Source organism: Acinetobacter sp. WU_MDCI_Abxe161, from assembly GCF_025514355.1.
GTDB classification, from domain to species: domain Bacteria; phylum Pseudomonadota; class Gammaproteobacteria; order Pseudomonadales; family Moraxellaceae; genus Acinetobacter; species Acinetobacter pittii_E.
The window spans coordinates 69,393-82,880 of sequence record NZ_JAHPTU010000001.1; the positions used below are offsets into that span (position 1 = coordinate 69,393).

The window sequence follows — 13,488 nt, forward strand, 5'->3', positions numbered from 1 at the left end:
ACCATGCCGTTTTTTGGTTTTACCCCTTCTGAAGGCTTATTGAACGATATACAAACTGGAATTGCGAATAAAAATTCTAGCGAACCTTTGTATCCACTTCGCGATAAGATTGCTTTACAACTCAATGAAGAGATTATTGATAATGTCTTAATTCAGTTAGTTCAGCATTTCCCTGCAAGTGAAAAACGCGATACTGCCGAAAAACTAGCAGGCTATGTCAAATCAACAGTTGCTGTTCTTTTAAAACAATTGTTAAGCAAAGCACCAAACGATGTTGTTAAACAGTCTGTAGAGTTCTCTGAAAAAAGCTTATTTAAAGACCCACAAGGTCAATATAAAGTAGGTGTAACTTTAGATCCTAGTTTAGTCACTAACCTTAAGCATAACTTCACTGAGCTTGAAGCTGGCAATGATATTAATAAAGCTGCATTAGCTGAACTATATAAACAATTCGGCGATGCTATGATCAAGCATTTTATGTCTGATTTTAACAAGACATTAGACCTCGGCATGATCAAGCGTAAAGCGGCTGATATTGGTGCTGCGGCTGTAACAAAAGCAGTTCATATTGCAATTGATAAGCTCATCCCTAGCTTAAATCGTACTGAACTAAAAGCGATGGCTGAATATCATGATGGCCTATTCTTTAACTAATAAAAAATAGCCTATCGGAAACCTAGCGAGAGCTAGGTTTTTTTATTGCAAAATATTGATATACATTGCCATTAATCAGGTTTATGTTAGCATGCGCCAAGCACTGATTGACCTAGTTAACGCCGCATGTCTCCGAGTCCACAATATAAATTTTTACGCCAAGCTCCTCGAGATGGTCTTAGCACCGCTATGCAACCATCAAAGTGGCAACAACTCCATATTGACCCGTGGTTATGCCTATTTTTGCTCTTAAATGCTCTGTTAGGTTTAACTGTACTATATAGTGCTTCAGCACAAGATGTAGGGTTAGTCAGTAAACAAGCCATGAGTTTTGGTATTGGTTTTCTAGTGATGGTTGGTCTAGCCCAAATTCCACCCAAGGTCTATCAAGCTTTTTCACCCTATTTTTATTTGTTTGGTCTATTTTCACTTGTGGCAGTCATGGTGTTTGGTGAAGTCCGAATGGGTGCTCAGCGCTGGATTGATATTCCCGGTTTCGGAAGTGTCCAACCCAGTGAATTCATGAAAATCGGCATGCCAATGATGATTGCGTGGTTCTTAGCAAGAAAACCTCTTCCCCCTAGCTTTTCACAAGTTGTTTTATCATTAATGTTAATTGGTATTCCTTTTTTACTGATTGCAGAACAACCAGATTTAGGAACATCACTTTTAGTCTTGGCAAGCGGCATATTTGTCTTATTTTTAAGTGGACTATCATGGCGGATGATTGGTGCAGCTGCCGCTTGTGCAGCGGTCATAATTCCCATTGCATGGGAGTTTCTTTTGCACGACTATCAGCGTCAAAGGGTGTTAACTTTACTTAATCCAGAAGCAGATGCACTCGGTACAGGTTGGAATATTATTCAATCTAAAACTGCAATTGGCTCAGGCGGTTTTTCAGGTAAAGGTTTCCTTGAAGGTACTCAATCACATTTACACTTTTTACCCGAAGGACATACTGACTTTATTATTGCTGCGTATTCCGAAGAATTTGGTCTCATCGGTGTACTTATTTTAGTAACTCTTTATTTTGCTATTATTTTTAGAACATTCCAGATCGGTTTACAAAGCTTCCATAACTATGGACGTTTAGTTGCCGGCGCCTTTGGTTTGTCTTTTTTTGTTTATGTATTTGTAAATGCGGGAATGGTCAGTGGTATTTTACCTGTAGTAGGTGTTCCTTTACCTTTTATGAGTTATGGTGGAACAGCTATTATTACTTTAATGGCCACCTTTGGTTTAGTCATGTCCATTCATACACATCGATAATCTGGAATTTTAAAACGATATGTTGTCTCAACACTTAAATAAAACTTTAAAAATGCTTGCTTTGTGTACTGGCTTAATCAGTACCAGCCATTTTGCTCAGGCTAACGATTTTGCCACACATCCTGATTATTTAAACTTTAAACAAAAAACGATGAATGCTTATGGCTTAAGTAGCGACCAAGTCGATGCAGCCATGAGTGGCGCAAAAAATTTACCAAACATTCTAAATATTATGACTCGCCCAGGTGAAAGTAAGCCTTGGTATGACTACCGTTCCATGTTCTTGGTGGAAGGCACAATTCAACGCGGCGTGCGTTTTAAAAACCAATATGCAGATGCTTTAAATCGCGCTGAACAGCAATATGGCGTATCCCAAGCTGTCATTTTAGGTATTTTGGGCGTTGAGACAGGCTATGGTGCAAATAAAGGTTCTTTTATTACACGTGATGCCTTAGCTACCCTTGCTTTTGGCTACCCTCGCCGCGCTGAATATTTTGGTGATGAGTTAGCTGCTCTGATTGCATGGACATATAAAGAAGGTTATCCAACTAGAAGTATTGTTGGCTCATATGCAGGTGCGATTGGCTATCCGCAATTTATGCCAAGTAATATTAGTAAATATGGTGTGGATTATGACGGTAATGGCCATATCGACTTAAGAAACTCAGCAGAAGATGCCATCGGTTCAATCGCTAACTATTTAGCAAAACAAGGTTGGCAACGCGATCAGCCTATCGGGTTTATGGCACGTTACACAGGATCAAATCCGGAAAGTATTATTGCGAAAGATTTAACTCAACCTTTCCCCTATGGCGCACTAAAGACACTGGGTATCGCACCATTAAATCCTTTAGTTAAAATTGATGATCTGGATATGGTGAATGTAATTCAATTACAAGACTATAACGGTCCAATTTACTATTTAACTTACCCGAATTTTCAAGTGATTACGACCTATAATAAGAGCCGCATGTACGCTACCGCTGTGTGGTTATTAGGCACTGAAGTGGCTAGCCGATAGGCTAGCTTTTTTTACACCCACACCAAAAGTCAATAAATATTTTTGTTAAATAGCTCACAATACATACATTTTAAATAAATTGTTACACTATTGGTTATTTTTTAACCCAAAACTGTAAGTTTTTGCCCTTTTTGTAACGATTTCTCGTTAAAGACTAGACACTCTCCGTAAGCGATGAATATTATCCACCCCAATATAGCAATTGCAAAAGTGAATAATAAGGCATGTTCACTTTAAATTTCAGTCAATGGCTGAAAGAAAAAAGTACATGTTCTCAGGAGTTTATACAAATGCAGTTATCGCTGAAATACGTTCTTGCACTGACGGCTAGTTTAAGCATGGCCCCACTGCACGCTGAAATGGTGCAGTCATCATCATTAAACAGTGATGTAGATGGTCCTAATCTAGCAGCACGTGTGTTGAGTAAAGATACTCAAAACTTTAATTCTCGTTTTTCTAACATTAACAGTCTTTCAATCACTGAACGTTCTGGCGATCAAATCCGTCGTCAAGCGATCGCAGCAAAAATTGAAATCCCTGAAGATGAGCCTTCAGTGATTGAAAAACTTAACACAGTAGCTTCAAATACTGTTCGTAAGTTTAGCCAAACTGGTATGGCGTCTTGGTATGGCCGCCAATTCCATGGTCGTAAAACTGCAAGTGGTGAAACATTCGACATGAATGCTCTAACTGCTGCTCACCGTAGCCTACCATTGAACTGTTATATTCGAGTAACGAATAAAGACAATGGTAAAAGTGTGGTTGTAAAAGTAAATGACCGTGGTCCTTTCCATGGTAATCGTGTACTTGACCTATCTTACGGTGCAGCTAAACGTCTTGGTATTACCAATGCCGGAACTGCAAAAGTAAATATTGAGCGTGTTGATGGCCCAACTTCATAAGTTATAGCCTCTCGAGTTCATGTAAAAAGCCGCATATTTTCTGCGGCTTTTTTATATTTTAAACTATCAAATATAATTTCCTTCCCAGAATTAGAGTGCCTTCTTTTTTGCCCCTAACTCACCCCAAATTTGAATATTTATTAATCAAAAAAACACATTAATTTAGCCCAACTCAATTTAACGCCTAAATTGCGTTTAGAGCAACTTTATAAAATTTTGGCTACCCTAGTACCATTTTTCTAAAATAAAGGCTATTTACGGCGTTTTTAGAGTAGATGAGTAGAGCCTTTTCACACAATTTTCCCGACTATCTCAAAATGGCACTTTTTTTGATAATTTCATCATCTAGCAACATAGAAAAAATATTATGAAATATTGCACTTCTCTTGAGGTCAAATTGATCACTTTTTCAATTACCGTGACCTTATTTTTTTCCATTGTGCTTTCCTAAGCGTTTATTACCAATTTTCCATAGTTGAATAGTGTGAGTTTCTTGTCGATATCTTCAACAACAGGCTAAAATACACTCAGAAAAAATAAATCAAATTTAAAACAAGGAGTGTGCTACTCATGAAATCCATTACTGAATGGTTTGATGAATATAGTGAAAGTCATCAAAATCCAACAAATAAACAAATTCACTGGCTTTGCGTTCCTGCTATTTTATTTTCTATTATTGGAATTATTGCGCATTTCAGCACCTTACTTACTGCGCTATTACTTGTGCTAACCTTAGTATTTTATGCACGTTTAGATCTTGTACTTGCTGTTGCGATGGCTGCTTTACTCGTTGTTATGGCATGGCTCATTTACACCCTGCCTGTAGGAGTCGGGTTTTATATCGCTATTTTTGTGATTGCTTGGGTCGGACAGTTTTACGGACACAAAGTAGAAGGCAAAAAACCATCATTCTTTAAAGATTTACAATTCCTACTGATTGGACCAGTTTGGTGTATGGATGCTTATCTCTCAAAAATCTTACCCAAATGGAAAACTAGACAAAAACATGCTATTTCCTAATTGTTAAATTAGAGCTGAATCCTCTCGATTCAGCTTTTTTATATCTTAGTAATTTATTAGAAAATTTATAAAATAAAAGAATCCCAAACTTGCTATCACACTTAAAAGTACTTTTTTTAGATAAATAGCGATCACAATACAAAAGATTGCTGCATAAATATAAGGATTATTTACCATACCTCTAAAATGATCACCATCGAAAAAAATAACTGGAATGCAGATTGCAGTTAACAAACAAGGTGCGGAATAGTGAAGCATCTTATTCATAATAAGCGGCATTTTAATTTTTACTTTCGGCTCTAAAAAGTAATAGCGATTAAAAAAGACAATTGCTGCCAAGCCTAAAATCATAAACCAAGACATACTATTCCCCCATCCCTATTTTTTCAGTTAATACAGCAGCTAACATCCCTATTAATCCTGAAAGTAAAATCGCTCCCTCAATTTGATAAAGTTTAAATAAAAATCCGCTTAAACAAGTGGTTAATACACCCGCCACAACAGGATATCCTTTACATAACGGCACAATCATGGCAATAAAAATAGCAATGATCGAAAAATCTAAATGATAATTTAAAAGATTAGGTATCACTGTTGCGAGCAATATGCCCGCCAAGCTAAATACCACCCAAAATAAATAAAAAGACAGTCCGGCTCCGAGCAGATATTCCGATCTTCTTTTTTCCAAGGGAGCGCTCACAGCAAACAATTCATCTGTTAATAAAAAGCCTAAACTTAACCGTTTTGGAAGAGACAAAATAGAAATGTCATTTCTTAAAGTTAATGCATAAATAAAGTGCTGAGCAGTTAAAAAGAAAATAGTTAAATAAATTGTAAAAACGGATGCCCCTTCCATAGACATGCTTAAACTAACTAACTGAGCAGCTCCAGCAAAGACAAGTCCAGACATTGCCAGTGCTTTAGAAAAAGATAGTCCCGCATGAATTGCCATAGACCCCGCTAAAATTGCCCATGGAATAATAGAAATTGACAAGGGTAAAATATCCACTGCACCACGTAAAAACAAATAGGATGGCTTATTTTTTGAAAACTCAACCGACTGATTAAGCTGAAAATTCATATATAAAATCCAATATAAGAAACACCTCCATAACTTGCTTGATGAGTGCTGACTTATATTGGATAAAATTGCTTGAGTACCAGTTTATTTATATGTTTAAACTTGCCACATATTGAGTAGGTGTAACGCCCATTGCTTTTTTAAAGTGACGGTTAAAATGGCTTTGATCAGAAAAACCACATTGTTGTGCCACCATCACAATTTGATCCCCCTGTTTTAATAACTGTCTCGCTTTTTGCAAGCGCGCTTGAACCAGCCACGCATGAGGTGGTAAGCCTACATATTTTTTAAATTGTCTTAAGAAATGCCAAGCGCTCAAGCCGACCATGTCCGCCAAATCTTGTAAAGAAAAGTTCGTTTCAGGCATTTCTACCAGCAATTCTTTAACTCTTAATATTTTTGAATACGCCTCTGGCAGCTCACAAAAAGTATGATTTGATTTACCATGTCGTTTCATTAAACAAGCTAATGTCGATAAATACATTGTTTCTTTGAGTAGAAAATTATCTTTTTGTTCTAATAAATCAAATAGTAAACAAAGCTGTTGAGCCAAACCTAGATCGTGAATCACAGCTTGTGGAAACCATGGAGCTCCATGCGGATTTTCAAAAAAATCTTGGCTAACTTCTGCCAACATTTCCGGTGTAGGATAAATTGCTCGATAGCGCCAACCCGATTCGACAGCAGAGGAGCCAGTATGAATCTCATCTGCATTAACTAAAATAATATCGCCTTTAGGGGCTACATGTAGCTGTCCCGTCCGAAAAAAAGACTGTGCCCCTTCTTCAATTACACCAATACAATATCCTTCATGAGTATGCTTTGAAAATTGTGTTTGGTGATAATGTGCTTTTAATAACTCTAAACCGCCCAACTCTCGCACATGCAGATAATCGGCTTGCTCCCGCTGCATAAATACGTCTCATCTATTCAATAAAAAAACCATAGCATGTTTTAATAAACTGAATAGAACAAAATTGCTCTATGAAAATAATCTAATCAGACATTCACTGGAGTTTTATTGGTAGATTTGTCCATCATGTTTAAGCCAACCACTTTCATGACGACCTTGTGGATCATGATGAGTCCAATGTAATACCCCACCTTTTGGGTTGTATTCATATTCGCCATAAAACTCTACGATATCACCTTTATTTAGATTGGAAATTTTAGGTGCCAAATCGATGTTATGGGCGACCAAAATTGAAAGGCCATTGTTTAATACCAGAATAAATTTCTGATGTCTCGACCCATCATTATCATCTCTTAGAATTGCTTTGACTCGCCCCTTTCCCCCTACTTGAACATTACTTTGTCGCTGCTCGTAAGCAGTTTTTATAGTGTCCACCCCATTATTTGAAAATGTAGTTTTATTATTCTGAGCTGTGGGTATAGTTGATGAAGGCGATTGGCTTTGCTTATGTCCAGATAAATCCAGTCCAAAATACGCAGCAATCAATAAAATAATAACACCACCAATACTGAGATTTTTTTTATTTGTCATTGTATACCCTTATTTTAACTGAGATAAAAAAAGCCCCAATGGGGCTTTTTTTATTGTGATACGAATTACTTCGCAGCAGCTTGAGCAGCAGCAACTTCTTCAGCGAAGCTAAGTTCTGCTTTCTTCTCAATACCTTCACCAACTTCGAAACGTACGAATTCAGCAACAGTAGTACCAGTTGCTTTTAATACATCAGCAACTTTTTTGTCATTGTCGATTACATACATTTGACGATCAAGAGCAACTTCGTTCAAGTATTTATCAACTGAACCTGTTACCATTTTCTCAACGATGTTAGCTGGCTTACCAGATTCTAACGCTTTCGCTTCAGCAATTTCTTTTTCTTTAGCGATAAGGTCAGCAGGAACAGCTTCAGCATTTACAGCTACTGGGTTGAATGCAGCAACGTGCATTGCAATACCTTTACCAGTATCAGCATCACCAGTATAAGAAACTACAACACCGATTTTTAAACCGTGTTTGTAGATAGCCAAGTTTTCGCCTTCAACGATTTTCGCACGACGAACTTGGATGTTTTCACCGATTTTTTGAACAAGTGCAATACGAGCTTCTTCAACTGATTGACCGTCTGCTAATTTTAATTCAGCGATTTTAACAGCATCAGTTTCACCAGCAGCTAAAGCAGCAGTAGCAACAGCTTTTGAGAAGTTAGAGAAGTTTTCGTCTTTAGCAACGAAGTCAGTTTGACAGTTAACTTCAACTAAAATTGCTTTGTTGCCTTCTTGAACGATTGTGATTGCACCGTCAGCAGCAATGTTACCAGCTTTTTTAGCAGCTTTAGCTTGACCAGATTTACGAAGGTTATCAATAGCAAGCTCGATGTCACCGTTCGCTTCTGTTAATGCTTTTTTGCATTCCATCATTGCAAGACCAGTACGGTCACGTAATTCTTTTACCATGCTTGCAGTAATTGCAGTCATGTTGATCTCCTAAAATCGGTAGAAAATAAATCTTTTCAACAAAAACGGCCCAAAGAATCTCTGGGCCGTTTGCACTCTCGACGCTTAATTTGCCACCATTACATGTCGCAAAAATGACAAGCCTGCGTCAAAACGCATTAAGCCTCAGAAGCGTCTTTCGCAGCGTCATCGCCTTTTGCTTGAGCGTTCGCTTGAGATTGAGCGTATTCTTTACCAGCAAGAATTGCGTCAGCCATAGCTGAAGCATATAGAGTTACTGCACGGATCGCATCGTCGTTACCAGGAATAACGTAATCAACGTTGTCTGGGTTAGAGTTTGTATCAACGATACCGATAACAGGAATACCTAAGTTCTTCGCTTCTTTGATTGCAATCGCTTCGTGATCAACGTCGATTACAAATAATGCGTCAGGTAAACCACCCATGTTTTTAACGCCGCCTAAAGAGCGCTCAAGTTTTTCCATCTCACGAGCACGTTCTAAAGCTTCACGTTTAGTAAGCTTAGCAAAAGTACCATCTTGAGATTGAGTTTGAAGATCTTTTAAACGGTTGATAGATTGGCGAAGTGTTTTCCAGTTCGTCAACATACCACCTAACCAACGGTGATCTACGTATGGTTGACCAGCGCGTTGAGCTTGTTCACGGATGATGTTAGAAGCAGCACGTTTTGTACCAACGAACAAAACTTTGTTCTTTTTGCTTGCTAATTGGTTAGCGAAGTTCAAAGCATCATTTAACGCAGGAACAGTGTGCTCAAGGTTGATGATGTGAATTTTGTTGCGCGCGCCAAAAATGTATTGACGCATTTTTGGGTTCCAGAAACGAGTTTGGTGACCAAAGTGCGCACCTGCTTGAAGAAGGTCGCGCATGCTTACGTTGTAATCTGCCATTTTCTTTACCTTAAAAGTTGGGTTAGGCCTCCATATATCCGCATTCTCCACCCTTTTACAGGCACCCAGAGTAATGTGACGATATATGTGCGGATTTTTTACTCCATCTATCAAAATTGTTCGTAAAAGATATTCACGAAAAGCATTTGATAAAATGGGCGGCTATTTATACCATAGACACTTGTAAATTACCAAAAGTTTTTAGAGATCATGAACAGTACTTATACAGCTCCACGTCGATTAATCAAAACTCCAGATGAAATTGAAAAAATGCGCATTGCAGGACGACTGGCGGCTGAAGTTCTAGAGATGATCAAGCCCCATATTAAGGCAGGTGTAAGTACACTTGAACTTGATACCATTTGTCGCAATCACATTGAAAATGTGCAGCATGCTATTCCTGCATGTGTCGGCTATGGTGGAGCTCCTGGCCGCCCGGCTTTTCAGCACTCTATTTGTACTTCGGTTAACCATGTTGTATGCCATGGTATTCCCTCTGAAAATAAAATTTTAAAAAATGGTGACATTCTTAATATTGACGTAACTGTCATTAAAGACGGTTATCACGGCGATACCAACATGATGTATGTCGTTGGTGGTGAAACTTCTATTTTAGCAAACCGTCTATGTAAGGTTGCTCAAGAAGCGATGTATCGTGGAATGGCAACTGTCAGAGATGGTTCATATTTAGGTGATATCGGCCATGCAATCCAGAAGTATGTTGAATCAGAACGTTTTAGCGTAGTACGTGAATATTGTGGCCACGGTATTGGGACTGTTTTCCATGATGAACCTCAAGTCCTCCATTATGGTCAAGCTGGTACAGGTATGCGTTTAGAAGCTGGTATGACTTTTACGATTGAACCTATGGTAAATGCGGGTGTTTGGCAAACCAAATTATTGGGTGACAAATGGACGGTTGTAACGAAAGATCATAAACTTTCAGCTCAATATGAACACACTATTTTAGTCACTCAAACAGGTATTGAAGTTCTAACTGCTCGTCCTGAGGAAGATCTATCTCGCTTTAACTAAATAGTTTAACAAACTTAAATAAAAGGCTGCCTTGTGTAGCCTTTTATTATTTATTATGTACTTTTTATTAATAAATATTTCCAAATATAAACAAATATTTCAAAAAAATTACAATTGTTAATTTTAAATACACAATCATTTTAATAAAACACGCTATGGTGGGCTCAATAAAAATCAGTAAACAAATGCCGGACATGGAGTCCTTTTATGATGAAAAAGTCATTATTTTGTATGACAGCTGCTTTTTTTGCTCTGCCAACAGTCACTTGCGCCGCTTCTCCATATTTTAGTTTAAAAGATGGCGATGGCTTCAAACGTTTTTCTATCTCTGCTGGTCCGTTATATGTCAAACCGACAGGTAATGCTCAACCATTTAGAATTAATACTTCTGTTAAAGAGAATGAGCAGTCTAAGGTCGGAGATATTAAAGTAAAAACTATTCAAGACAATATTTCAGACGATAATAGTAATGTCGTTCTTGAACAGCTCATTGATGTTATTGGTTTAGGTACAGATACTATTCCTGCATGGTTAAGTGGGACAGCAGAAATCCGCGGTTTAAGCCAATGGGAAGCTGAAAATACAGGTTTAGAAGCAGATGATGTGACTACTCTCGGTCTCATGTCAAATTACTTTTTTACAGATAATGTTTCACTAGAAGTAAAAGCAGGAATTCCCCCTAAAGTTGATTTACAAGGTAAAGGGAAAATATATGCTCCCTTTTCTGCTACTGCAAAACCTGCTGGTGGAATCCTCGGGTCGATGGAGCTTGAAAATAATATTTTTATTACCGATCTTGAAGCACATGGAAGTGCGGCATCGGCTCGAGCTTGGACACCTGCATTTGAACTACAGTACCATTTTGGCAAAACTGGCGTAAATAAGTTTAGACCTTATGTCGGATTAGGTGTGATGTATGCCTATTTCAGTGAGTTAGAAATGAATCCTGAAATTGAGAAAGATTTGGTCAGTGCCGGGCACATGATTGTCAATATTAAAGATGGTAAATCAGGTGCTGCCTTAGAAAGAAAAACCAGTTCTGGTGATCCTAAAGTAGAACTTGAAGCATCCGATGCAATTGCGCCTGTAGCAACTTTAGGTTTCACCTATGACTTCAATGATAAATGGTATGCGGTCGGGTCTGTTTCTTATGCTCATTTAAAAACAGATACAACGATTACAGTCAATGATGCTAAGTATGGTGAATTAATTAATGCAAAAGCAGATATCGAAATTAATCCAATTTTAGGTTATGCAGGTATCGGTTACCGTTTCTAACTTTTGTGTCACGTAAAGCTATAAGAACGGAGGAACGTTGTTATAGCTTTCTTTCTCTCTACACACTGCCTCTTTTTAAAACAAAGTGCTAAAAAAATGAGCACTTTTTAAAAATAGGTTTATCAAATCTCTCTTTCTTCACTTTTATCATCTTCTTTCTTTAAAATTCCCTACCCTAATAGTTTTTAATTTTAATAACTAAATGAATAAAATTAAAAACTAAGGTTTTCCTTTTAGTAAAAATAATTTTTTGGCACAAGCTTTGCTTTATTCATAGCAAGATGAGTCAACGATGACTCAATGAATAAACCAAGACGGCCAATGATGTCCGCTCTGATCGGTATGCAGTAGGCAATAAATTGCCAAGCAAATTAACATTTCGTTCAGTTCAGGGGGACGGCGTATGTCTTCAAATATCAATCTAGATGCAAAAAAAGCAACTGAGATTAAATTATTCAGTTTTTCTACTCCATCAATGCGTGCCTTCCATATGACATGGCTCGCATTCTTTGTGTGCTTCTTCGCATGGTTTGCATGTGCTCCATTAATGCCAGTGATTAAAGGTGAGTTCGGCTTAACGAAAGATCAAATTGCCAATATTAATATTGCTGCCGTTGCGATTACGATTTTAGTAAGACTCGCTGTCGGTCCACTATGTGATAAATATGGCCCCCGCATCACTTACACCACCCTATTGCTATTAGGAAGTATTCCAGTATTTGGAGTAGCTGCGGCCAACAGTTATGAATCCTTTTTATTCTTCCGCTTGCTGATTGGTGCAATTGGTGCAAGCTTTGTCATTACGCAATATCACACCAGTGTCATGTTTGCCCCTAACGTAGTAGGGACAGCAAATGCGGCAGCAGCTGGTTGGGGAAATGCTGGTGGCGGTGCAACCCAAGCGCTTATGCCTTTATTACTCGGTGCAATTATCATGTTTGGCGTCGAGCAAACTATGGGCTGGCGTGTTGCGTTAGTCGTACCGGGCATAATGATGGTCATTGTTGGTATTCTTTACTGGAAACTCACTCAAGATTGCCCGCAAGGAAATTTTAAAGAAGTTCGTGCACAAGGCATTGAAGTTGGCAGTGGCAAAAAAGGTGGCATGGCAATTTTAATGCAAGCTGCTCGCAACTACCGCGTCTGGATTTTATTTGTGGCTTACGGGGCATGCTTCGGAATCGAAATTTTTATCCATAACGTTGCAGCAATGTACTATGTTGATCAGTTCAAAATGGATTTAAAAACTGCTGGTTTAACTGCCGGGATATTTGGTCTTTTAGCATTATTCGCTCGTGCGCTTGGCGGTATTATTTCCGACAAAGTCGCTCTGAAAAAAGGTTTAGATGGCCGCACTAAAGTACTGGTGCTCATGATTTTGGGCGAAGGTTTATTCTTAATTCTTTTTTCTCAAATGAATGTGGTTGCTCTTGCAATTATTTCCATGACAATTTTTGCCCTGTTTACTCACATGGCTTGTGGCGCGACCTATGCTCTCGTACCATTCATTGACCGTAATGCATTAGGTGGTGTTGCTGGCATTATTGGGGCTGGTGGCAATGTTGGTGCTGTAGCTGCTGGTTTCCTACTTAAAGGCTTGCTTGATGTTCAAACTTGCTTATTTATTTTAGGTGGTCTGGTTATGGTCGCTGGCTGTAGCGTCATTTTGATTCGCTTTACTACTGAACATAAAGAAAAAGAACAAGTCCTTTTTGAACAAGCATTACTTGAGCGTAATTCCGCTGCGTAATTTTTATAAGAAGCAGATATCAAAATGATGTCTGCTTCTTTAATTGTCTTTTCATAAAATACGCCTCTTAAAAACTTTTCTAATTCTTCTTAAATATTCTTGCCATCTATATCGATATTATTCGATATATCTTCTACAATAAA

At 38.1% G+C, this 13,488-nt stretch carries 14 protein-coding genes; 8 read left to right on the forward strand and 6 right to left on the reverse strand.

Annotated features, from left to right (window positions below):
- Nucleotides 1-3 precede the first annotated feature (3 nt).
- From KTI78_RS00355 to KTI78_RS00375, 5 genes are all read left to right on the forward strand, one after another.
- Complete coding sequence (locus tag KTI78_RS00355) at nucleotides 4-654, forward strand: hypothetical protein (protein ID WP_016140464.1); 651 nt, start codon at nucleotides 4-6, stop codon at nucleotides 652-654.
- Nucleotides 655-780: 126 nt separating this feature from the next.
- Nucleotides 781-1,923, forward strand: coding sequence for a rod shape-determining protein RodA (gene rodA / locus KTI78_RS00360; protein ID WP_057074415.1), 1,143 nt, complete (start codon nucleotides 781-783; stop codon nucleotides 1,921-1,923).
- Nucleotides 1,924-1,942: 19 nt separating this feature from the next.
- Complete coding sequence (gene mltB, locus KTI78_RS00365) at nucleotides 1,943-2,944, forward strand: lytic murein transglycosylase B (RefSeq protein WP_016140462.1); 1,002 nt, start codon at nucleotides 1,943-1,945, stop codon at nucleotides 2,942-2,944.
- A gap of 290 nt (nucleotides 2,945-3,234) precedes the next feature.
- A complete protein-coding gene (locus KTI78_RS00370; protein ID WP_002118141.1) occupies nucleotides 3,235-3,846 on the forward strand; it encodes a septal ring lytic transglycosylase RlpA family protein in 612 nt (203 codons plus the stop codon).
- Nucleotides 3,847-4,416: 570 nt separating this feature from the next.
- Nucleotides 4,417-4,866, forward strand: coding sequence for a DUF962 domain-containing protein (locus tag KTI78_RS00375; RefSeq protein WP_262444893.1), 450 nt, complete (start codon nucleotides 4,417-4,419; stop codon nucleotides 4,864-4,866).
- A 45-nt stretch (nucleotides 4,867-4,911) separates the two neighbouring features.
- Here KTI78_RS00375 and KTI78_RS00380 read toward each other — a convergent pair whose 3' ends face one another.
- The 6 genes from KTI78_RS00380 to rpsB all read right to left on the reverse strand — a co-directional run bounded on the left by KTI78_RS00380 (nucleotide 4,912) and on the right by rpsB (nucleotide 9,282).
- The gene (locus tag KTI78_RS00380; RefSeq protein ID WP_239967210.1) at nucleotides 4,912-5,229 is read right to left on the reverse strand and encodes an AzlD domain-containing protein; all 318 of its coding nucleotides are present in this window, start codon (nucleotides 5,227-5,229) and stop codon (nucleotides 4,912-4,914) included.
- A 1-nt stretch (nucleotide 5,230) separates the two neighbouring features.
- The gene (locus tag KTI78_RS00385) at nucleotides 5,231-5,947 is read right to left on the reverse strand and encodes an AzlC family ABC transporter permease (RefSeq protein ID WP_262444894.1); all 717 of its coding nucleotides are present in this window, start codon (nucleotides 5,945-5,947) and stop codon (nucleotides 5,231-5,233) included.
- A gap of 88 nt (nucleotides 5,948-6,035) precedes the next feature.
- A complete protein-coding gene (locus tag KTI78_RS00390; RefSeq protein WP_262444895.1) occupies nucleotides 6,036-6,860 on the reverse strand; it encodes a helix-turn-helix transcriptional regulator in 825 nt (274 codons plus the stop codon).
- Between the two features lie 105 nt (nucleotides 6,861-6,965).
- Nucleotides 6,966-7,451, reverse strand: coding sequence for a DUF3465 domain-containing protein (locus tag KTI78_RS00395; RefSeq protein ID WP_016140457.1), 486 nt, complete (start codon nucleotides 7,449-7,451; stop codon nucleotides 6,966-6,968).
- Between the two features lie 65 nt (nucleotides 7,452-7,516).
- Nucleotides 7,517-8,392: a translation elongation factor Ts gene (gene tsf, locus KTI78_RS00400; protein WP_262444896.1), complete on the reverse strand. Its 876-nt coding sequence runs from the start codon at nucleotides 8,390-8,392 to the stop codon at nucleotides 7,517-7,519.
- 137 nt (nucleotides 8,393-8,529) lie between these two features.
- Nucleotides 8,530-9,282 carry a 30S ribosomal protein S2 gene (gene rpsB, locus KTI78_RS00405; protein ID WP_002118204.1) on the reverse strand — a complete coding sequence of 251 codons (753 nt, stop codon included), beginning with the start codon at nucleotides 9,280-9,282 and terminating at the stop codon, nucleotides 8,530-8,532.
- A gap of 210 nt (nucleotides 9,283-9,492) precedes the next feature.
- Here rpsB and map point away from each other — a divergent pair, with 210 nt between their 5' ends.
- The 3 genes from map (at nucleotide 9,493) to KTI78_RS00420 (ending at nucleotide 13,345) form a co-directional block, all read left to right on the forward strand.
- On the forward strand, nucleotides 9,493-10,317 hold the full coding sequence (map, locus tag KTI78_RS00410; RefSeq protein ID WP_046811653.1) for a type I methionyl aminopeptidase: 825 nt from the start codon (nucleotides 9,493-9,495) through the stop codon (nucleotides 10,315-10,317).
- A gap of 207 nt (nucleotides 10,318-10,524) precedes the next feature.
- Entirely contained in the window at nucleotides 10,525-11,595 is a 1,071-nt protein-coding gene (locus tag KTI78_RS00415; RefSeq protein ID WP_239975083.1) for an OmpW/AlkL family protein, read from the forward strand.
- Between the two features lie 403 nt (nucleotides 11,596-11,998).
- On the forward strand, nucleotides 11,999-13,345 hold the full coding sequence (locus KTI78_RS00420) for an MFS transporter (RefSeq protein ID WP_262444897.1): 1,347 nt from the start codon (nucleotides 11,999-12,001) through the stop codon (nucleotides 13,343-13,345).
- Nucleotides 13,346-13,488 lie beyond the last annotated feature (143 nt).

Coding starts and splice junctions, on each gene's coding strand:
- KTI78_RS00355 (WP_016140464.1), top strand. CDS start 4: ATGCCGTTTTTTGGTTTTACCCCTTCTGAAGGCTTATTGAACGATATA.
- rodA (WP_057074415.1), top strand. CDS start 781: ATGTCTCCGAGTCCACAATATAAATTTTTACGCCAAGCTCCTCGAGAT.
- mltB (WP_016140462.1), top strand. CDS start 1,943: ATGTTGTCTCAACACTTAAATAAAACTTTAAAAATGCTTGCTTTGTGT.
- KTI78_RS00370 (WP_002118141.1), top strand. CDS start 3,235: ATGCAGTTATCGCTGAAATACGTTCTTGCACTGACGGCTAGTTTAAGC.
- KTI78_RS00375 (WP_262444893.1), top strand. CDS start 4,417: ATGAAATCCATTACTGAATGGTTTGATGAATATAGTGAAAGTCATCAA.
- KTI78_RS00380 (WP_239967210.1), bottom strand. CDS start 5,229: ATGTCTTGGTTTATGATTTTAGGCTTGGCAGCAATTGTCTTTTTTAAT.
- KTI78_RS00385 (WP_262444894.1), bottom strand. CDS start 5,947: ATGAATTTTCAGCTTAATCAGTCGGTTGAGTTTTCAAAAAATAAGCCA.
- KTI78_RS00390 (WP_262444895.1), bottom strand. CDS start 6,860: ATGCAGCGGGAGCAAGCCGATTATCTGCATGTGCGAGAGTTGGGCGGT.
- KTI78_RS00395 (WP_016140457.1), bottom strand. CDS start 7,451: ATGACAAATAAAAAAAATCTCAGTATTGGTGGTGTTATTATTTTATTG.
- tsf (WP_262444896.1), bottom strand. CDS start 8,392: ATGACTGCAATTACTGCAAGCATGGTAAAAGAATTACGTGACCGTACT.
- rpsB (WP_002118204.1), bottom strand. CDS start 9,282: ATGGCAGATTACAACGTAAGCATGCGCGACCTTCTTCAAGCAGGTGCG.
- map (WP_046811653.1), top strand. CDS start 9,493: ATGAACAGTACTTATACAGCTCCACGTCGATTAATCAAAACTCCAGAT.
- KTI78_RS00415 (WP_239975083.1), top strand. CDS start 10,525: ATGATGAAAAAGTCATTATTTTGTATGACAGCTGCTTTTTTTGCTCTG.
- KTI78_RS00420 (WP_262444897.1), top strand. CDS start 11,999: ATGTCTTCAAATATCAATCTAGATGCAAAAAAAGCAACTGAGATTAAA.